Source organism: Bacillus sp. AFS029637, from assembly GCF_002584985.1.
Classification (GTDB): domain Bacteria; phylum Bacillota; class Bacilli; order Bacillales; family Bacillaceae_G; genus Bacillus_A.
In genome coordinates this window covers 241373-263251 of sequence record NZ_NUPZ01000041.1, presented here as the reverse complement: position 1 = coordinate 263251, position 21879 = coordinate 241373, and the positions used below count along the sequence as shown (strand labels likewise).

General features: G+C 32.2%; 18 protein-coding genes and 3 pseudogenes. 16 read left to right on the top strand and 5 right to left on the bottom strand.

Annotation, left to right across the window (positions count from 1 at the left end; genetic code table 11):
- Positions 1–34 precede the first annotated feature (34 nt).
- The 4 genes and pseudogenes from COE49_RS23985 to COE49_RS23960 all read left to right on the top strand — a co-directional run.
- Positions 35–1975 carry an AMP-binding protein gene (locus COE49_RS23985; RefSeq protein WP_088229139.1) on the top strand — a complete coding sequence of 647 codons (1941 nt, stop codon included), beginning with the start codon at positions 35–37 and terminating at the stop codon, positions 1973–1975.
- A 1297-nt stretch (positions 1976–3272) separates the two neighbouring features.
- Positions 3273–3587: an exosporium protein ExsK gene (gene exsK, locus COE49_RS23970; protein ID WP_088229141.1), complete on the top strand. Its 315-nt coding sequence runs from the start codon at positions 3273–3275 to the stop codon at positions 3585–3587.
- Between the two features lie 119 nt (positions 3588–3706).
- Entirely contained in the window at positions 3707–4246 is a 540-nt protein-coding gene (locus COE49_RS23965; RefSeq protein ID WP_098357552.1) for a GNAT family N-acetyltransferase, read from the top strand.
- A gap of 47 nt (positions 4247–4293) precedes the next feature.
- Positions 4294–4538 (top strand): annotated as a pseudogene (locus COE49_RS23960) (DinB family protein); the annotation flags it as partial.
- A gap of 50 nt (positions 4539–4588) precedes the next feature.
- On the opposite strand, the gene COE49_RS23955 reads toward COE49_RS23960, so the two are convergent.
- The 3 genes from COE49_RS23955 to COE49_RS23945 all read right to left on the bottom strand — a co-directional run bounded on the left by COE49_RS23955 (position 4589) and on the right by COE49_RS23945 (position 7630).
- Entirely contained in the window at positions 4589–5605 is a 1017-nt protein-coding gene (locus COE49_RS23955) for a D-alanyl-D-alanine carboxypeptidase family protein (RefSeq protein ID WP_098946127.1), read from the bottom strand.
- 182 nt (positions 5606–5787) lie between these two features.
- Positions 5788–6945: a sensor histidine kinase gene (locus COE49_RS23950; protein ID WP_088229144.1), complete on the bottom strand. Its 1158-nt coding sequence runs from the start codon at positions 6943–6945 to the stop codon at positions 5788–5790.
- A complete protein-coding gene (locus tag COE49_RS23945; protein ID WP_088229145.1) occupies positions 6935–7630 on the bottom strand; it encodes a response regulator transcription factor in 696 nt (231 codons plus the stop codon). Before COE49_RS23945 ends, COE49_RS23950 begins: the two co-directional genes overlap by 11 nt.
- Positions 7631–7859: 229 nt before the next feature.
- Between COE49_RS23945 and COE49_RS28170 the strand changes: the two are divergent.
- The 5 genes and pseudogenes from COE49_RS28170 to COE49_RS23920 all read left to right on the top strand — a co-directional run.
- Positions 7860–7988: pseudogene (locus COE49_RS28170) on the top strand (HAD family hydrolase); the annotation flags it as partial.
- A gap of 13 nt (positions 7989–8001) precedes the next feature.
- Entirely contained in the window at positions 8002–8676 is a 675-nt protein-coding gene (locus COE49_RS23935; RefSeq protein ID WP_098252120.1) for a DUF3885 domain-containing protein, read from the top strand.
- The gene (gene mtnN / locus COE49_RS23930; protein ID WP_098252121.1) at positions 8673–9410 is read left to right on the top strand and encodes a 5'-methylthioadenosine/S-adenosylhomocysteine nucleosidase; all 738 of its coding nucleotides are present in this window, start codon (positions 8673–8675) and stop codon (positions 9408–9410) included. Before COE49_RS23935 ends, mtnN begins: the two co-directional genes overlap by 4 nt.
- A 54-nt stretch (positions 9411–9464) precedes the next feature.
- On the top strand, positions 9465–10205 hold the full coding sequence (locus COE49_RS23925) for a class I SAM-dependent methyltransferase (RefSeq protein ID WP_098252122.1): 741 nt from the start codon (positions 9465–9467) through the stop codon (positions 10203–10205).
- Between the two features lie 27 nt (positions 10206–10232).
- On the top strand, positions 10233–11081 hold the full coding sequence (locus COE49_RS23920; RefSeq protein WP_088229149.1) for a GNAT family N-acetyltransferase: 849 nt from the start codon (positions 10233–10235) through the stop codon (positions 11079–11081).
- 50 nt (positions 11082–11131) lie between these two features.
- Here COE49_RS23920 and COE49_RS28165 read toward each other — a convergent pair.
- Positions 11132–11494 (bottom strand): annotated as a pseudogene (locus COE49_RS28165) (transposase); the annotation flags it as partial.
- A 159-nt stretch (positions 11495–11653) separates the two neighbouring features.
- Positions 11654–11788, bottom strand: a complete 135-nt coding sequence (locus COE49_RS28160) for a helix-turn-helix domain-containing protein (RefSeq protein ID WP_255291286.1) — start codon at positions 11786–11788, stop codon at positions 11654–11656.
- A gap of 296 nt (positions 11789–12084) precedes the next feature.
- On the opposite strand from COE49_RS28160, the gene COE49_RS23910 reads away from it, so the two are divergent.
- The 7 genes from COE49_RS23910 to COE49_RS23880 all read left to right on the top strand — a co-directional run bounded on the left by COE49_RS23910 (position 12085) and on the right by COE49_RS23880 (position 21850).
- Entirely contained in the window at positions 12085–12564 is a 480-nt protein-coding gene (locus COE49_RS23910) for an SRPBCC family protein (protein ID WP_088229150.1), read from the top strand.
- A 79-nt stretch (positions 12565–12643) separates the two neighbouring features.
- Positions 12644–15814 (top strand): ATP-binding cassette domain-containing protein, encoded by a 3171-nt coding sequence (locus tag COE49_RS23905; protein ID WP_098946126.1) that lies wholly within the window; start codon positions 12644–12646, stop codon positions 15812–15814.
- Positions 15815–16988: 1174 nt separating this feature from the next.
- Entirely contained in the window at positions 16989–18017 is a 1029-nt protein-coding gene (locus tag COE49_RS23900; protein WP_088229152.1) for a LacI family DNA-binding transcriptional regulator, read from the top strand.
- Positions 18018–18119: 102 nt separating this feature from the next.
- Complete coding sequence (locus COE49_RS23895; protein WP_088229914.1) at positions 18120–19370, top strand: ABC transporter substrate-binding protein; 1251 nt, start codon at positions 18120–18122, stop codon at positions 19368–19370.
- A 26-nt stretch (positions 19371–19396) separates the two neighbouring features.
- A complete protein-coding gene (locus COE49_RS23890; RefSeq protein ID WP_098357548.1) occupies positions 19397–20356 on the top strand; it encodes a carbohydrate ABC transporter permease in 960 nt (319 codons plus the stop codon).
- Between the two features lie 15 nt (positions 20357–20371).
- Positions 20372–21199, top strand: a complete 828-nt coding sequence (locus COE49_RS23885) for a carbohydrate ABC transporter permease (RefSeq protein WP_098357547.1) — start codon at positions 20372–20374, stop codon at positions 21197–21199.
- Positions 21200–21247: 48 nt separating this feature from the next.
- A complete protein-coding gene (locus COE49_RS23880; protein WP_098252123.1) occupies positions 21248–21850 on the top strand; it encodes a YesL family protein in 603 nt (200 codons plus the stop codon).
- The last annotated feature ends 29 nt before the right edge of the window (positions 21851–21879 follow it).

The window sequence follows — 21879 nt, the reverse complement described above, 5'->3', positions numbered from 1 at the left end:
CTTTCTTGCTCAAAAAGTCAAGGAGGGGAAAACATTGAAACAAGCAGTTTGGTTTCCAACAGAAGAGTATAAGGAAAAAACGCGTTTATATAGTTGGATGAAATCATTAGGCCATGAAGATTACGAAGCCTTTTATAATAAATCAATTGAAGAAACAGCGTGGTTTTGGGGAGAAGCTGAGAAAGCAGTTGGCTATCAGTGGATGGAACGATATACGGAAGTGTTAGATTTAGAAAATGGTACACCGTTTGCACAGTGGTATACTGGCGGAACATGTAACGTTGTAGAGTCTGTTTTATCTCGGTGGATTGCTGACGATGGAATGAAAAGACAACCTGCACTTATGTACGAAGGAGAAAATGGAACTTCGAAATCATTTACATATGAAGAGCTTGACAGCTGGGTAAGCCGTGTTGCAAACGGTTTGAAACATGCGGGTATTGAAAAAGGTGACCGTGTAACAATTTACATGCCGATGATTCCTGAAACAGTTGTTGCTATGTTAGCAGTAATGAAAATTGGAGCGATTATTTCACCAATATTCTCAGGTTTTGCAGCTGATGCAGTAATGACACGTGTACAAGCAGCTGGTTCAAAAATGATAATTACGGCAGATGGTTTTTCGCGCCGAGGTAAAATTGTTTCATTAAAAGATGAAGTAGATAAAGCTTGTGAACATTGTCCAACTGTTGAAAAAGTTGTAATCGTTCGGCATGCGGGAAATGATTTTACTCCGCATAACTATGATTTCTCATGGAGTACATTAGAAAAAGAAAAACCATTTGTACATGCTGAAGAAATGAATAGCGACGATCCCTTGATGCTCATTTATACATCAGGAACGACTGGTAAACCGAAAGGAACAGTGCATACGCATGCTGGTTTCCCGCTAAAGTCTGCATTTGATGCAGGATTTGGAATGAATATAAAACAAGGTGATCGTGTATTATGGGTAACTGATATGGGCTGGATGATGGGACCATTTTTACTATTCGGCTCTTTAATTAATGGAGCAACGATGGTTATGTATGAAGGTGTGCCAGACTTCCCAGAAGCAGACCGCTTATGGGAGACGGTTGATAAATATGAAATCACACATCTCGGTATTTCACCAACATTAATTCGTGCGTTAATGGCAAAAGGTGATGAGTATGTAAATAAACACTCGCTCAAGAGTTTAGAAGTATTCGCATCAACGGGGGAACCTTGGAATCCGGATCCGTGGATGTGGCTGTTTGAAACGGTTGGAAAAGGAAAAGTCCCAATCTGTAACTATTCGGGAGGAACTGAAATTTCTGGAGGGATTTTTGGCAATGTGCTTATTAAGCCAATTGCACCAATTAGTTTTAACGCATCCTTACCAGGAATGGCAGCGGTTGTACTTGATGATCAAGGTAAACCAATTCGTGATGAAGTCGGAGAACTATGTTTAGAGAAACCTTGGGTTGGAATGACAAAGAGTTTCTGGGAAGACGATGAGCGTTATGTAAACACATACTGGTCACGCTTTGAAAATAAATGGGTCCATGGGGACTGGGTCATTTACGACGGTGAACAATATATTATTACAGGACGTTCAGATGATACGTTAAATATTGCAGGTAAACGTATTGGCCCTGCTGAATACGAATCTATTCTTGTGAAACATAATGATGTAATAGAAGCTGCTGCAATTGGTGTACCTGACGATGTAAAAGGTGAGGTTTGCCATTGTTTTGTAGTATTAAGAGACGGTGTAACATTCACAGGAGAATTAAAGAAAGAATTAATGAGTTTAGTAAACTCTCATATTGGAAAAGCATTATGTCCTAAAGATATTCACGTTGTAGAAGACTTACCGAAAACACGTAATTCGAAAGTAATGCGTCGTGTTATTAAAGCAGCTTACTTAGGAAAAGAGTTAGGAGATTTATCGTCACTTGTAAACCCTGAAGTAGTTCCGTTTATTCAGGGGTTGCAGTCTAGTAAATTATAAAACTAGGTATGAGCTCTATTTAATTAGAGCTCATTTTTTTGTATTAAAAAATATGAGGCCAAACAAGGAGAAAATATTGAAATAGAAGGTGGAAATTAAACTATGATGTTTTTCAATTTAATCTAAATGTATAGGTATTTTGTATGTCTTGAATTTGAAAATAGAAAGTGCATTTCGCTTTTCTTAAAAAATTCTAGTGTGAATTACGGTTGAGTTATGTTCGTTGTAATACAACTTGCTAAAAATTTATCATTAAATGTAAGTGCGCTCTCAATGGTAAATGGCATTACAATTGTTAGATTCTTACTCACATAATCAAATCCAATTTCTAGTTCGCATTCGCCGCAACTAACTGAAGAAGATATAAGTGTGCCAGATAAAATATTATAGACAATGGTAAACAAGCCGGACGAGTTAATCCTGGTAAGACTCAAGGCAAAGTATTTCGATCTCTTTTTCTATTAATAGGAAATGTAACGGATTCGCTTTTTGGAAAGGAAGAAGAGATTAAATTATAAATTTAAAATGAAAATAAAACGTAGGTTTTGTTTGTTGATTTTGAAGGGAGAGAGGGGAATTAGAAGTTATAATTCTATTTTCCCCTAACAAATTACTTAGATTAAGGTTGTGTTAAATTCGTTGTAACGCAACTTGCCTGGAATTTGTCATTGAATATAAGAGTACCTTCACCAGTAAATGGTACTCTTATAACTAGATTCTTACTAGTATAATCGAATTCAGTTGATAGAGCACAATTTCCACAATCAACAGTAGAAGATATCAGTATACCCGATGAAACATTATAAACAAGTGTTAAACAAAGTGACTGTGTTAAACCTGTAACAATACAAGACATTCTATTTACACCTCCTATTCTCTTACTTATTAATAGAAAATGCAAATGAGATAACTTTTGAAACGGTATATGCGGAAATGAATAAAATATTCCATCTGGTTTAACAGAACGAAAATTTCAAAGTAGATTTAAATAGCAAATTGATAGACCTTACTAAAATATAGATTTAAACGATCATTTTAAACGAACAAACCGGCATCTAATTGTTTGAGCCAGTTTGTTCGTTTTTCTAGAATTAAAATTATTCAAGGAAAAAACTATTGTTGTGATTGCGGTTATCTCAATTATTTAAATTAAAGGTTGAAACGGTACTGAATGTATTTTGAAACCAATAAAAAAATTTAGTACAAAAGTTTGTTTTTTCTTTTCTATGTTTTTGCCTTGTACACTTTTAAGCTAGTGGACATACTTTACTATTAGGAAAAATTAAGGGGTGAGATTTTGGGTTATCGTTATAGTAATTCTAAAAAGAAGTGTACATGTAAACAGGATGATTGTTGGGATGCTTTTGAAGAGTGCAAAAAAGAACAAGAAGAGCAAAATAAGGCATGTGACTGTTGCTGCGTGCAAGGAATTAGAGATGAGCTTAAAAAATTAGTAAATAGAGCAGTGCGCATTAATACAGGAAGTAATAATTATGCAGGGACTGTTTCTTCAGTCACTTGTGATGTTGTAAAGCTTGCTAATAGTGCTGGGGTAGTTACAGTCATTATATCAGTTTGTAAAATTGAAGCGATTGAGCCATTGTTGACATAGGAAATATGGTGTAATTAGGCTATGTTTTTATAAAGCCATTCTTATGAATGGCTTTATTTTCATTTCGTATAAAAGGAGAATATATTCTATATATAGAAATAAGCTTGAGGATATATAGAATGGTGCATGAAAGGAGAATGGAGTTGATTAAACTAGAACCCTTTAAAAGAGTCGATTTCAAACAATTAATAAATTGGATCCATTCCGAAGAATTTTTAATACAATGGTCGGGTAATGCATTTATTTATCCATTAGATGAACAGCAATTACATAAATATATCGAAAGTATAAACACACTAGCTTTCAAAGTAATAGATGAAGAGACTTTAAACGTTATTGGCCATATTTCGCTTGGACAAATCGACAATATAAATAAGTCTGCGAGGATTGGAAAAGTGTTGGTAGGTGATACGAAAATGAGAGGACGTTCTATAGGAAAACATATGATGAAAGCAATACTTTATATTGCTTTTGAAGAATTGAAACTACATAGAGTTACTCTTGGTGTTTATGATTTTAATACGTCAGCTATTTTATGTTATGAAAAAATAGGGTTTGTAAAAGAAGGTTTATTAAGAGAGTCAAAAAAAGTAGGAGATACGTATTGGAATTTATGGGAAATGAGTATGTTGGAATATGAATGGGACAATAAAAAATAATAGTTCTATATAATTGTATTATGTTAACTAAATGACGAGTGGGAAATTTTCATATTGTAGATATTGCGTATAGCTGGATTTGTGATTTGAAAAGAAGTAGATGAGCTGCAATTTAGGGGTTATCAATCAATTCAAAGTTTCATGGACGAATAAAGAGTATAGGTATGGTGAAGTATTACGACACGTTATTGTACATGAAATTCATCATATAGGTCAGCTATCAATATGGGCAAAAGAGTTAAACCTTCAGCCTGTTTCAGCGAATTTAATTGGAAGAGGGTATAGATCTTAAAACCGACTTACACTGCAAACGCAAGTCGGTTTTATATATAAGAAGATTATTCAGTTGAAATCCTCGGATTTTTTTTGACGTATATGTAAAAACATTAATATTGTAATGATGAAAAAAATTATCATCGTTTGTATAATTAAATTTTTAAATTGAAGTAATATTGACCAAGATGTAAGAGCATCTTTAAAAGCTTGAAGTGCGGAGTAGGAGGAAGGATCAAAACCGTACTGTAGTAATTTTTTTGTTTCGATAAAAGTACTGTTTTCTTCATCGGCTTCTAATATTACTGAAATGAGCCTTGTGTCACCTCGCTTAGCTGTACCGACAAAACTATAATTACCGTTAGTTGAAAAACTAGTTTGCAAGCCATCAACACCTTGGAGTTTAATGTTTTTATTAAGAGAATAAATCATCTTATTCGTGTTAAAAACTTGGAAATCTTTGAAGGTAAATTGGTAAGAGGTTAGTTTCGTAATGTTCAGCACATTTGGAAAATCTTTTACTAATTGTGTTGCTAGTTTAGCTGCGTCTATCGCTGTTGTACTAGGTTGTTCATTTGGATCTTGATTAACACCAGTAGAGTTTAGAAATGGAGATGATTGTGACAACTGTAATTGTTTTGCTTTTTCATTCATTAACGTTGTAAAGCTATCTTCATTTCCACCAATGTGTTCTGCTAGCGCAAGTGCGGAACGATTATTTCCTGTTAGAAGCAATACATAAAGTAAATCGCGAACCGTCGTTTTATCCTTTGACGTTATTTGAATAGGACTTGTTTCCACTTGGAACACTTCGTTACTTATTTTTACAGTTTCATCCAACTGTATTTTTCCGTTATTTAGTTGTTCTAACACGATATACTCTGTCATTAATTTAGATAAAGTAGCGGATTGTATTAGAGTTTCTTCATTTTTTTTATAAATAACTTCACCTGAATTAGCATCTATTAAAATAGCTGATTTAGCTTGAATAACTGGACCATTTACATAAAGATAAAAATATAAAACGATAAGTGCAGTAATGAGAAAAGATAATAATAAAACTGTTATTTTTTTTAAGAATTGCATAAGCGATCCTCCTACTATGACATCAATATTATTATTGTAAGAAGGAATGCTTAATTAGGAAGAAAGAAAAGGTAAAGAATTTCTAAAGATTTATAAAGGATTATTTAATTTTGGATATTTATAGAAAAACAAAAGGTTCAATTTCTTATCGTAGAAGAAATTGAACCTGAATTTAGGTTAGATTAACCTTTAAAAGGTAGTAGTTTTACAGTGAAAGTTGTTTTAGTGTCATCACTATATACTTCAATTGTTCCTTTATGCAGTTCGACAATACTTTTGGCAATTGCTAATCCGAGGCCAGATCCACCAGTGTTTGTTGAGCGTGATTTCTCAACGCGATAAAATCGTTCGAAAATCTGAGGTAAATCTGTACTAGGAATGGGTTGCCCGTAATTTGTTATATCAATTGTAATCATATTATTGCTTTCATAAGCAGTAAGGTCAATATAGCCGCCATCGTTTCCGTACGTGATAGCATTTATAATAAGATTTTCAAATACGCGTACTAATTTGTCACCATCAGCTAATACCATGAGTTTTTGAGATGGGAAGGAAGGCCTGCATTCTATGTTAGCTTCTTGAACCTGTATTCGGAATTGAACAGTTAATTGGCCAAGTAGCTCTACAATATCAATGGGAGCAGAATATAAACTTAACTCTTTATTTTGAACACGTGTATATTCAAACAAATCATTCATTAATGCATTAAGGCGTGTTACCTTATCATAAATGACCTGTATATAATGACGCAATTCTACTTCATCTCTATAATTATCATGCTGGATTAAATTTACGTAGCCTACTATTGATGTAAGAGGGGTTCGCAAGTCGTGTGATACATTTGTAATGAGTTCGCTTTTTGCTTGTTCCGCTTGTCTTTCTTCATCAATTGAGACTTTTAATTGTTCAACAATTTGATTGACCCCAGTTGCTAATTCTTCTAAATAATTATGATTTACGATGGAAACTTTGTGATTGAAATTTCCACTTGCGATATAGCGAATCTCTTCGATCATTTTTTTTATACAAGTTTCATAGTACATCTTTCTTTCATGACGATAAAAAATATATAAATAGGATGAGAAAATAGAGAATAGAAACAAATAAGATACAATCATCATCCAGAGGGATTCCTTTAGCCCTTTATATTTTTCATAGCCGAAAATTCTAATGAATTCTTTACTGAGTTCACTTAAAGTAAGGGAACTCTCAATTACACTCGTTATGAGGCGATATATAATTAATTCGGTAATAGGAGTTAGTGTGATAGCTAATAAGAGCCAAAAAATAATTTTCCATTTTGGAATATCTTTTAATATATCAAATGCTTCATTTCTCAATTTTATAGCCCACTCCCCAAACAGTATGAATAAATTTTTCTCCATTCATTCCTGTTTCAAGTTTATCACGTAAATTACTAATATGGACCATAACAGTTTTGTTAGAACCATAACCATCTTCATTCCATACGCGTTCAAATATTTCTTCTGAGCTAAATACTCTTCCTGTATTGCTTGCAAGTAAGTATAAAATATCAAATTCAATAGATGTAAGCTTAATATACTCATTATTTACTTTCACGGTATGATTATGCTTATGGATTTCAGCAGTTCGAATGCGAATGATACCATCTTCTTTCTTTTGAGTAGCAGTGTTTTGGAAAGAAGATCTTCTTAACAAAGCTTTCACTCTAGCCACTAGTTCTAGTGGGTTGAATGGTTTAATCATGTAATCATCTGCCCCTGTCATGAGCCCTAATATTTTATCCATATCTTCAGCTTTGGCACTTAGCATAAGAATAGGCACAGTATTATTTTCACGAACTTCTTGGCAAACTTCTAATCCGTTACGTTTTGGCATCATAATATCCAGAATCATAAGATCTACTTCATATGTACATAGCATTTGTAAAGCTTCCTCACCATCATATGCTTTATAAATATTATAGCCTTCATTTCGTAAATAAACAGCGAGTAATTCCACAATATCTTTATCATCATCAATAATTAATATGTTTTTATTCATTATTTAGTTAGTTCCTTTCCTTACAAATCATCAACATTACAATAATATCAAACATTTATGTACTTTGTAGCAATGATTCCACATAAAAATTTATTTTACGTATTAAAAAGGAATTAAAACATTTATAGCGAATACAAAATAAGAGTAATATTTAAATTTCGTATTATAACGAAGAATAGTTATAAGGAGGATTCGCTATGTTATAATGATATATATTCATTTATTCCAACTAGAAAAATTTTTAGAACGTGCTGCATTTGCTTATATTTCATATTTGTGGGAAAGAGAAGATGCATTGAAAGTTATACATCTGTGGCTAAAAGAAGCATATTGGTACTTTAAAAAAATTGTAGAATAGAGAGGTCATGAAAATGCAATTAAAAGAATATATGAATCAAACATTTCCAGGTGTTACATTAGTACCGTACATTTACTCTCAGTGGGAAAATCATTTGCATTTTGAGTTTGGGAAAGGTAAATTTCCATTCAAAGAAGGAATAGATGAATACAATATGGATTATTTTTATCAGTTATATAAGTACAATAATGAAGTATTTCATGACATATTCTCGAAAAAAGATACAGTGTTTTTAGTAACAAATGTTTATAGATTTAAAAAGGATAATATTAAAACTCCACAGAAAATGAATATATACAATAAATATATTAAGAAAAAAGATTTAAAGTTTCGCATAAGACAAGAAACATTATCATTTCTATTTGAAGATGATGAAGCAGATTTATATTGTACATCTCAATTTTCTTTAAAATGTCTTGCGGAAGATATTAAACATGAACCGCTTATTCAGGCTGCTAATCATGAAGACTTTCCAGAACTTTACCCTCGTTTTGGACGCGAAAAAAGGGGTTCTTATCCAAATATATTTCTCATAAATGCAACGAAAGATATTATCATGTTTATTTACGATGATAGAGGATGTGAAGTAATTGCGAAGAATAAAGAAAGAATACGAGATTTATATGAGAAATACAAAGAGTGGATTCCAGGTTATGAACGAGAAAGTATAGATAACTTATTTAAATGACAGTAGGGGAAGTGAAGTGTGTAATGAAACGTATTGCAATCGTATCCGCATGGGAACCAGAACTTACGTATTTGCATCAATATTATCCAAGTGAGCGCGTTGAAAAAAGAGCAGCTTGGGAATTTCATTTTCATACTATTAATGAGCTGGAAATAATATCAGTTGTAACTGGTGTTGGCAAAGTAAGTTGTGCTAGTTGTGTACAATTATTAATTAGCGAGTTTCAGCCAGATGAGTTATTTATGACAGGCATATGTGGAAGTCTATCAAATAAGGTGAAAAATGGTCAAATTGTAGTAGCTCTTAATGCAATACAACACGACGTTACTGCTGCTGGTTCGGGAGAAGATGTTTTTAATTTATATAATGGTAGAACAGCACCTATTGAAACAACAAAATCACTTGTAAGAAGAATAAAAAAAATACGGTCTTATGAACCGATTCATTTCGGTACATTCTTATCTGGGGATCAACGTATTCGCAGTTCAGAAATGAGATATTTACTCTATACTGTATACGGAGCTTTGGCGGTTGATCAAGAAGTGGCAGCTTTCGCTTATGTTTGTCACATAAATAAAAAACCATTTTTATGTTTAAAAGCTGCTTCGGATCAAGCAAATGATAAGACGAAAGAAGAACAAAAAATCTTTAAAATGTTAGCATGTGAAAGAGCATGTGAACATTTAATTGCTTTTTTACGTGTTTATGAAATTACTGTAGTAAATAATAGATAGCAAAACTTATATAACAAACCATACATGTATTTTAAGTTAAGAGGTGGAATAATATTGCATACGTATTATGGTGAACTTTGTACAAAAGTATATGAAAGTGATAAATCAATTGCGGGCGGAAAAGAATTAGAATTTTATCTTTCTTTTGTAAAAGACAAAAATATGAAAGTGTTAGAACCGATGTGCGGGAATGGTAGAATGTTAATTCCGTTTATGCAAAATGGTATTGATATAGTAGGGTTCGACCTTTCTGTAGAAATGCTGAAAGTGTGTAGAGAAAAAGCGGAGAAATTTAACTTGAAGCCAGTTATATCGCAAGAAAGAATCGAAAACTTCCATGGTGATAAAAAATATGATCTTATCATGATACCAATTGGATCATTTTCACTTTTACCTGATAATTTAGTAGATGTTAGTCTTCAAAATATGAAAAATAACTTAAACGAAAATGGGAAATTCCTTCTTACCGTTGTATTAGGAGGGAATAAAGAGGAAGAGATTCTTGACTGGATTGAAACAAATAGAAAAGAAATTAAAAATGAATTGATTGTTGAATATAGAAAAGTATCAAATGATGATGTGCAAAAGCTTTTGAATATTAAACTAAAGTATGAAATTATTCATGATGAAAAAATAGTACAAACTGAGATTATGGATTTTCCTATAAGATTATATGAGTTAAAAGAGTTTGAAAATATCCTTATTAATAATGGTTTTAGTCAAGTGGTTATTCATGAAATAAAGGATGGATATGGTGAAGGGAATTCATTTCACGTGTTCGAATGTAGTATATAACAAGCCAAAGCGGAGGATTATACTTATATGATTCAATACAAAAGATGTAGTGAAGTAAGTATAGATTTAGTGTACGAAGCTTTTAAAGATGGATTCTCAGATTACATCATTAAAATGGATGTTTCAAAAGAAGATTTTATTAAAAGATTTTTGGGACCAGAAGGAAATGCGCTAGAACACTCTTTTTTGGCTTTAGATGGTGATAAATCTGTTAGCGTAATACTGGGCGGTATAAAAGATTATGAAAGTATAAAAACAATGCGTTGCGGAACATTAGCCGTTCATCCAGAGTATCGAGGAATTGGTGTAAGTCAAAAGTTATTTGAACTGCATAAAGAAGAGGCAATTCAAAATGGATGTAAACAACTTTTTCTAGAGGTCATTGTAGGTAATGACAGAGCGGTTAAATTCTATAAAAAACTAGGTTATGAAAAAGTATATGATCTTTCTTATTATAATTTAAATGATGTAACTAAACTAACAAATAAAGATAATAAAAATGTTGAAGTGAAAAAATTTGAATTTCAAACATTTAAACTTGAAATTCAAAAATGGCTTAACTTCCATATAAATTGGCAAAATGATATTGATTATATTGAGAAAACAAATAATTCGTATTACGGTGCATATGTTGATAATGATTTAAAAGGTACAGTATGTATAAATGAACATGGGAAAATTAGCTTTATATTTGTAGAAAAAGACTATAGAAATATTGGTGTTGGAACGAAATTATTACGAGCATCAAGTGAAGAATTGAAGTTATCAAGTTTGTCAATCGGGTTTCCTAATAATGGATTACTGGAAGGGTTTTTAAAGAAAAGTGGATTTAAAAAGAATGCATTAACACAATATGAAATGTATCATTTATTATAGAAGCAGAAGGAAGTATGAACTGACCCCATAAAGTTAGACAGGTCGTTTCATTAGGCAGCCTTTAGGGCATGAGTTCGATATTGTAGCGGACTCATGCCTTTTAGTTTTGCCTTAATTCTTTTGTGATTATAATAATCGATATATTTTTCAAATTCTTGTTTAAAGTGTTCTATGCTTTCAAAATCTTTTAGGTAAAGAAATTCAGAGTTCATAGTACCAAAGAAGCTTTCAATAACCGCATTATCGTAACAGTTCCCTTTACGAGACATACTTTGCGTAATCTTGCGTTTCTTTAAGGCATGACGATACTTCTTCATTTGATAGTACCAACCTTGATCTGAGTGAATCAGAAGATTGGCTTCCTCTGGTAATTGTTGAAAAGCCTTCTCTAACATTCTTGAGACAAGTGAATAGATGTGCCATTTTCTAATAAGTCCAGGTAAAGAAATACTGAAAATAACTGCCGTTTCGTTTGGAGACGTCCCATTCTCGATCATATAATTTAGTACGTCTAGTTTATACTGTGCAGAATACGTTGTATAGCCTTTTTTAAACGCTTGAATTCCATAATATTAAAATTGTTCGATCCACATACGTACTACTTCATGATTCGCTCTCAATGATTTCGCAATATCTTTTATACTTTCACTTCCATCTTGATAACGTATAACTGCATTCATTTTGTTATCTGAAGTAAATTTAGTCATAAAAAAACTACACCTCCAATTGTTAGACTGTGTCTAACAATTGGAGGTGTAGTTCAAGTAGTCTTTCTGCTTTTTATTTTTGTCATAAAATAATCCCCTGTCGTACAAACCTCATATCTACAGTTTTCAAAGAACAATCTGTAGGACATGATTATAGTAAATGGTTATAACAAAGCCATATATTGTTAAAATGCCGTAAAAAGTATGTTAATTGAGATTTATTTTTTTAGCAAAATCAAGTAAAATAATAAAAGAGAACATATATTCTGTTGGAAGCAGAAGGAGGCGTATGAATAATGATTGCTATAATAGATAAACAAAATAATGAATACGTAGTACAATTTGAGCGGCATTTTCCATATTCGATAGAAGAAATATGGTCTGTGTTAACAGATAATAATAAATTGAAAAAGTGGATGTCTAACTTGCAAATAGAAAATCTTAAAACAGGTGGAATTATTAAATTCGACATGATGGATGGTTCGTTTTTAAATATTGATATTTTAGATTGTAAAATAAATTCAACATTAGAATTCACGTGGGATAAAGATCGTGTTCGATTTGAAATACATAAAGAGAAAAATGGATCCATATTAATACTTAAAGAATTCATTCATGAATTAACAGATCATACACCGAAAGATATAGCCGGTTGGCATATTTGTCTAGATCTTTTTTCTTCTGTTTTACAAGGAGAAGAAAAAGAATTTTCAAAAGGTGAATGGAAATATTGGTTTAATAAGTACAAGGTAAAGATCGATGAATTGAAAAGATAGCGATTATACAAGTTTTATTTATTATGTAATTATTATCTTATAAAAACGTATTTCTAAAACGATAAGAATAGAGGTTAGTATGAAAGTAAATCAATTAATTGCGAATAATATTAATAAATTGGATGCAGAAATATTGGCAAATAAATCGTTTGGAATTGCTGGTTTGTCTGGATCTGGTAAAACTACACTTTGCCAAACGATTGGCGAAGAATCAAAAAAACGATTAGTTTCTTTATTACCAAAGGCTGAATATCAATATTTATTTCCTAACATTATGGAAACGAATTTTAGTGCTATTAAGATGGAAGAAATGCCTTTAGTACTTTTTCTAGGAAAATCATCGATTTCATCTAATCCGCGTTCAACAATTGGTACTCATACTGGTATTTTTACAGAGGTTCGTGAAAAACTTGCTGAAGAATTCAACCTTTCTCCTGAGGTATTTTCGTTTAATAATCAGTTAGGCTGGTGTACTGGCTGCAAAGGCCGTGGTACTACTAAAAATATTGAGTGTAAAAAATGTAATGGAAAACGTTATAGTGACGAAATTGAACAACATGTAATTGACTTGTTCGCTAAACCACATACCATTTCAGATATTAATGATTTAAGTATTGAATCTATTCTTTCATTAGCAAAAGAATTAAATATTAGTGAAGCAAAACAACATATTTTGCAAAATATTATTAATATGAACATTGGTTATTTAACATTAAATCGAATTATGGGTACGTTGTCAGGTGGAGAGTTAACAAGACTATACTTGGCTGAATTCATGGCAGTAAGTGAAAATGCTGTGATTATTATTGATGAGATTTCAGTTGGACTTGATCATGAAACATTATTACAAATATTAGAAGAGATTAAACAATTAGGGTGTAAAAATCAAATTTGGCTTATTGATCATTCAGATACAGTACTAGATACAACTGATGAGCAATTGTTCTTCGGACCTGGTAGCGGAAAATATGGTGGGAAAATCGTAACAGAATCACCAAGACCAAAACCAATAATTTGGGATCGAAACAAAGAAGTACCAACAGACTATTATACATTCCATGATTTATATTGCCGTAATATCCAAATAGCAGAGTTTCAGATTCCTAAAAATAGGCTTGTAACTGTTACAGGAGAATCTGGATGTGGGAAATCTACACTTGTTAATGAATGTATAGCTACAGATTTCTTAAAACGATATCAAAAAGATAAACTAGTTATGGTAGGACAGGATCGAAACCAATCAATTACAAGTCGATCAACCGTTGCAACTTTCCTTGATATTAAAAAGAAACTGACAAAATATAGTGAAGAAATCGATGATATTTTTGAGCGCTCGATTGAGGATATTATTGATGAGATTCCAAGTGAAGATATTGCGTATAAACGTTTAAGCCTATTAATCAAATTAGGACTTGGCTATTTAACATTAGAACGAAAAACACAAACATTATCAACAGGGGAGTTTCAATGTGTTCATTTAGTTTCTGAGTTATTTGCAAAAACAAGAAATCCACATACATTATTTATTTTTGATGAGCCTTCAAAAGGTTTATCACAAAATATTTTAAATCAATTTATAGATAGTATTAGAGGGATTTTGCAAGATGAATCAGTTTCTATCATTATGATTGAGCATAATAGTTACATGTTAGAAAGCTCTGATTATATTGTTGATTTCGGGAAAAGGCAGAATGAATCTGTAGAGCATCTGGATGTTGTCAGTCATGAGAATTACTATCGTCAAAAAAGTAGTGTGAATAGCACAGAGAAAATACATATTTCTTCAATACTTAAACAGAAAAAAGGAGTTCACTATTTAAAAGAAAATCATATTAACTATTTTAAAAATGCCGAAAATATTTATAAAGGTGGTATTTTAAAAAGTTTATCATCAATGGCCCGTTTAATTTATGGTGAATATGAATCGGATACAATTGCACCGGTTGTAGCGATTGATCTTGAAAGACATTTATATAGTCAATATAGTTTCTTATATGAGATCGGTGGACTAATTAATCATATTGTAGCTGCTCATCCGACTAATAAAGATGCGAGAAGTTTTGATTTTTATTCGCAGGACAATCATTGTCCATCTTGCTCTGGTCGCCTTCAAATTGAAGTTTTCGATAAAGATATTACAATTCAAAATAAAAACGTTCCATTTTGGGATGGTCTATTCGATCCGGAAATCATGAAAGTATTAAAATTTTATCAATATGAAAAAATAGAATTTCTATTTGAAGAAATTAAAAATGAACTTGGTCACGATTTATCAAAGAGCTATAATGATATGTCAGAAGAAGAAAAACATACATTTTGGTACGGATATTTTGAAAAATCATTTTATGATAAAAAAGGAAAGACACGTAGAACATGGGTAGGATTTAATACGATCATTGGGGGATATATCGTTATTTCAAAAGCAGCCATTAAAGAAGAAATTAAAGAATCTAAAGAAATGGTTGTATGTCCAATTTGTGAGGGAACAGTATTAAATCATCATAAACCACTTAAATTTGATAACTTCGATATTCGTGAAATTATCAATCAACCAGTTGATGAAGTGTTGAAAATAGTCGGTGATTTACCTGCACTTCATAAATTAAAATCTATTGTTGGTGGCGATATGAAATTGACAGAAGATGTTTCTTTGTTGCCAAGAAAACTACAAGTTGCACTAAAAATATTTGAATTAGAGCAGGCAAGCTTTTCAAACTATGAAATGGTGTTACAAAATGTTTTACCATTCTGGGACGAAATAAAAGGAAATATAGAATCTATTAGCGTTAATAATCAAATAACTGTTTGTGATTTTCCTAATGTGTATGAAACAAGAGAAACCATTATAGATAAGTATTTCACAAATGGTAAATATAAAAAACTAACATATGTGTATGAAGCATTTGGTTACAAAAAAATAGTTACCCAAATTAATAAAATTAAGAAAAGTAACCCATGCCCATTCTGTAAAGGAAAGAAAGTTATAACAGAAGATAATCTACATGACGGCGTGTTTAAATTAACAATTCCATGTGTAACTTGTAATGCAAGTGGTATCAATGATGAAGGGCTTAAAGAAATTGTTGAGGGCATAGATGTGCAAACATGGTTAATTGGAAAAGTTAGTGATGTTGTGGATGAAAGCTTACGAACGGAAGCTGTTGAGGATATACCTATTTTTAATCGTATTCGTGAATTGGATAAACGAGATATGATGGTGGTTTATGAATGTTTGGAGCTTAATAAGTAAAATTTAACTAGTCTATGTCTTATTAAAAAGACTAGCTCAACTGAAGCAGTTAATATAAAGCGTATATTCTTAATAATAAATGTAATAACGTGTTATGAATATTCCAAAGTAATGAAAGAGGGTCCAATTTCTTAATGTGAAAATTAAGAAATTGGACCTTTAAATGTTTTTATTTCCTACACATGTTATTTTACACTAAGACAAAGAGTTAAAAGATTGGAAAATAAAATGGTTCAATGCTTGATATGTTATACAATTATTACAGTATAAAAATAACGATAAAGGAGAAAAACAGTTTATGAGTACTGTGATATATTCATTAAATTATTTATCCAGCTATTTGTGGGCAGTAAAACTCCCACCAACGATAACGATTTGCTTATCTTTTAATGTAGTAAAAGACATGATTAAGCCTCTCCCTTAATATAAAATTAAAAATTAATCTGTGTTGCTTTTATTATTCGTTAAAATATGATTATCAACTTTTATTGTATATTTTGGGGTTACTTGAAGTTTACATTGAAAATAGGCCGGAATTTTGGACATCCTTTCACAATCTAATATAATTAGGTAACCAAAAATCACCAATGAAAAGTTCTTATATTAAATAAAAAAGCCGACTTTCAATCCATAATTCTGGAAGGAATAGTCGGCTTTTCTTAATTTCCACACTGTTTTTTGCTTATCTTAACCCAAAAGTTTTACGATTCTTTTTAAATTAACGGTGAATATGGCCATTGCTCCTTGTAATTCCATACCAATTAGACCAGAAGATGAAGCTACATCGTACCCGTGTTACCCTCAAAACTCATTATTTTTATTAACTCCTTTGATGGCACTCGCTACCCGAATAGCAATGAGATTAATGCAATTACAGTTGAAGAGGCTGAATGCTTCTTCAGTAAATTTTTATTTTAGTTTACTGAATTAATTGATTTATTTAATGGAATTTTTTTCGCTCTTTATATCGTAATGAAAAATGAGTGAATGTTAATAGTTATTAAAATCTTCAGATCCTTAAATCTCAATATGGGTGAATAGTGGAGGGAAAATAAATTGAAAATTATAAAAATTAATATTGCGCTCGCTTTTCACCTCTGATATATTATATTTAAGTAAAAATTCACTAAATTATTACTTTTATTTACTAAAAATAGAAAAAGAGGTAATCATATTGGTAACATTAAATGAAATTGCCAAAAAGGCACAGATATCAAAAACGACTGTATCAAGAGTATTAAATGAGGATCAAACTTTATCCGTTACAGAAGAGACTCGGAAAAAAATCCTTCAGGCTGCAGAAGAGTTAGATTACATACCTAAAAAGCAACGAAATATAGAAAAAAAAATTACCAATCCTAAGCAGTACGGAAAAATTGGGCTTTTGATGTATCTTTCTCAAGAATCGGAATTTGATGATCCATATTTTTTGGCCATTCGTAATGGAATTGAAAAGAGGATGATTGAATTGGGAATTGAACTATCGAAAGTGTTGAGACCTCCTTTCAATAAAAAGGATCTAGAAGGATTGGATGGATTAATAGTAGTAGGAGTCATAGGTCAAGAAGAGGTGGAAAATCAAGTAAAGCAAGTACAACATTTAGTGTTTGTCGATGTATCTCCTGACGAACAACTATATGATTCAGTGGTGATAGATTCTGAAAAAGCTACTGAAAAGGTTATTCAATACTTATTGGATTTAGGACACAAAAAAATAGGCTATATTGGTGGTCAATCATATACCGTTGGTGGATTATCTGGAAAATTAGAGATTCATGATGTACGAAAAAGAACATATGAAAAAATGCTAACGGAACAGGGATTATATAACCCGGAATATACTTATATTGGAAAATGGACAACAAAAGATGGCTTAACGCTAATGGAGGAAGCGATCCATTCAGGGAATCTCCCTACCGCCTTTTTCATTGGAAGTGACCCTATGGCCATTGGTGCTTTGAAAGCTTTAACGGATTCAGGATTAAAAGTTCCTGATGATATCGCAATCTTTGGATTTGATGGGATTGAATTATGCGAATTTGTTACTCCTCCATTATCCACTGTAAAAGTTCATACCGAGGAGATGGGGAAAGTAGCAGTAAATCTTCTAGTTGAACGCATTGATGGGAGAACACTGCCATTAAAAGTGGTGGTTCCGACTAGTTTGATTATTAGAAAAAGTTGTGGAGGTGAGGGGATTTAAAAAATTTTTAAGAAGGAATGAAAGCGCATTCTTAAATTTAGGTCTAAAGATTGTTTTACAAAAGACAAAATTGATCTTCAAAAAATGATAGGAGGATATATGTTGAAAAAAAGAATATCGTTACTATTAATTTTAGCTATTTCTTTTGCAATGCTGCTTTCTGCTTGCGGGAACAGTGAGAAATCTTCTAGCCAAGGTAAAAGTGGGGAGAAAGTATTACGCTTTGCTACATGGGATACTGGAGAGAGTCTCAAATACCAACAAGATATTGCGAAAAAGTTTGAAAAGGCGAATCCAGGAGTGAAAGTGCAAGTTGAAGCATATGCTGACGGGTTTGAGGATAAGCTGGCTGCTTCTTTCGGAGCAAAAAATCCCCCTGATGTTATGTATATGTGGAATTATCCAGATTACTATAAATCACTGGAGCCACTTGATGACTACGTAAATAAAGACAGTAGTTTTAAAACTACTTTCGATGATTTTTATACGAATATTCTAAATTATCACAAATTTAAAAATACTACCTATGGATTTCCAGTTGGTTTTACCACTCGCGTCATTTACTACAATAAAAAACTTTTCCAAGAAGCAGGGGTACCTCTTCCGACTTCTGGTTGGACTTGGGAGCAGTTCAGTGATGCGGCGAAAAAGTTATCCAATCCTGAAAAGAAACAATATGGGTTTGTTCTCTCTTCCAAAAAAAATTCATATGCATTCCAAGAATATGTATGGAGTAATGGGAGTAGTTTCATTAGTCCTGATGGCAAAAAGGTAGATGGATATATGAATAGTTCAAAAACACAAGAAATCCTTAATGGCTTTCAACATATGATTGATGAAAATAGTGCTATTGTGTCTGATAAAGTCACTGAAAGTTTCAAATCAGGGAAAATCGCTATGATCGAGAACGGCATTTGGCCTTTAGAAGATTTTAAAAAGGCTGGCATGGATTTTGGAACTGCAGAAATTCCATCCTTTCATGGACAACCTTCAAAGGGTGTTATCCATTCTGCAGGAATTGCAATGGCCAAAGACTCTAAAGAAAAAGACCTAGCTTGGAAATTTATCAAATACTTTGTATCAGCAGAAGCAGCAGAAATGAGAAAGACTGATATGCCAGTACTTAAGAGTGTGGTTTCCGAACAAAGTCATAAAAATGATCAGTTATTAAGTACATTCTATACTATGCTTGAAAGATCATCAGATACTCCAGGATTTTTACTTACAAACAAATGGACAGAAGTTGACAAAAAACTAGATTATGCAATTAGCAGTGTATTATTAGGGCAAAATTCAGCAGATAAAGCCTTGAATGAAGCGGTTAAATTGACAGAGCCTGCATTGAAAAAATAGTTTAAGAGAAAGAAGGGGATCATTTCATGATTATAAAAACTGAAAATAAAATAACTCAAACGGTTCCCGAACGACCCATATCCATTCTATCAAAGATTAGATGGGGAGACCTTACTCCCTATCTATTCATTTCTCCTTGGATCATTGGTTTCATCTGTTTTACGTTCGGACCATTGATTTTTTCTCTTATCATAAGCTTTTTTGATTGGCCTACTGTTGGAACCCCAACGTATATTGGTTTCAAAAATTATATTGATATGTTTACAAATGACCCAGTGTTTTGGCAATCTTTAGGAGTTACCTTTAAGTTTGCTGCTATTTTAGTACCGTTAAACATCGGTATTGCTCTCTTGCTAGCTATATTATTAAATCAAAAAGTAAAATGGCTTTCAGGCTATAGAACGATATTCTATCTTCCTACGGTTGTTTCGGGAGTAGCCCTTTCAATGATTTGGTCATGGATGTACGACGGAGAATACGGTTTACTAAACTATCTACTATCATTAATAGGCATTAATGGACCAAACTGGCTAAATGATCCAACCTGGTCACTTTTTGCAATCGTGTTTGCAGGTATTTGGGGGCAAGGGACTATGATGCTGATATTCTTAGCCGGTTTAAAAAATATACCGAAAGACCTATATGAAGCTGCAGATATAGATGGTGCAAGTAAATGGCACAAGTTCAGTAAAATAACACTTCCGATGCTGAGTCCGACCATTCTGTTTAATGTCATTACTGCTATCATTTCAGCATTTCAACAGTTAACACTCGCGCTTGTTCTAACAGGTGGAGGACCTTTAAGAAAGACGTATTTCTATGCGATGTATGTTTATGAAAATGCTTTCAAGTATTTTAAAATGGGTTATGCATCCGCAAATGCATGGTTTATGTTCTTAATTATTTTGGCTCTGACATTACTGGTTTTCAAAACATCTAATACTTGGGTTTACTATGAAAATGAAATGAAAAAGAAACAAAAATAGGAAAGGAGGAATATGATGATTATGAGAAGTATAACAACGAAGGTCATTGTACATACAATACTGATTATTTTTTGTTTATTTTTTATCGCACCATTTCTTTGGATGTTCATTACAGCTGTAAAAACCCCTGCTGAGACATTTGTATTTCCTCCGAAACTAATTCCGTCTCAGTTTGAATTTGGTAATTTTTATACAGCCTGGACAGTTTTACCTTTTACAACATTTCTGAAAAATTCTTTGATTGTTACAGGATTAGGAATCATCGGACAACTATTATCATCTTCTTTAGTAGCTTATGGATTTGCCAGATTCAACTTTAAAGGAAGGGACGTTCTTTTTCTAATTTTACTAACAGGAATGATGATTCCCTGGGATGTAACTGCAATTCCCTTATATATGGAATTTAATCAGTTGGGCTGGATTAATACTCTAAAACCACTGATTGTTCCTACCTTTTTCGGATCACCCTATTTCATTTTTTTACTTCGCCAATTTTTATTAGGAGTTCCTAAAGAAATGGAAGAAGCAGCGCTCATAGACGGGGCGAACCATTTTCAAATTTTTTATCGGATATTCATTCCGTTAATGGCTCCAGTATTGGTGGTTGTCGGTGTGTTTCAAATGTTAGGCTCATGGAATGATTATTTAGGACCATTAATTTTTCTGAACGATCAAAGTAAATACACTTTAACGTTGGGACTCATGCAATTCAAAGGGATGTTTGGAGTAGATATGACTTCTATCATGGCTTCGACTCTATTAATTTGTATTCCTCCCATTATAGTATTTTTTGTAGCACAGCGCTTTATCCTGGATGGTGTTCAAAATACAGGTATCAAATAATGTTTATTTCCTACCTGATCAAGGAAGACAGAAAGGAGGAAGTGGGCCGTGATCGCAAGGATTTATCATTTATTAGAATGGGTCATGAAATTGTTATTCCTTAATTTATTGTGGATTGGATTTACATTGATTGGTTTTGGAGTGTTTGGATTATTCCCATCGACTGTTGCTATGTTCCAATTAATAATGGATTTGATTAACAAAAAGGATACAAAAATGGTAGCAACTTTTTGGAATTCCTATCAATCTAATTTTAAAAAATCGAACAAAATGGGGTTTTTCATCGTTTTAATAGGTTCGATACTTATGACGGATCTTTATTTTTTTCAAATGTATGACACCTTGGTAAGTAGGGTTCTTTCCCTAATGAGTTTGTCAATGCTTTTATTTTATGTAGTGAATTTACTCTATATTATTCAGACATTTAATCATTTTGAAGTAAAAACATTTCATTATTTTAAATATGCCACATTTATAGGCATAGCAAATCCGATAAAAACGATCTTGATCATCATCACTCTCATTTTGATGTCACTTCTTTTTTTAATATATCCAGGTCTATTTTTCATGTTTGGTGGTAGTGGTATTGCACTAGTCATCGTATTGTTTACAAAAAATATTTTTGCTCGCTTAAAAGGTGTAGCTCTATAATTCAATATTCTAAAAAATAAAAAGAGGAG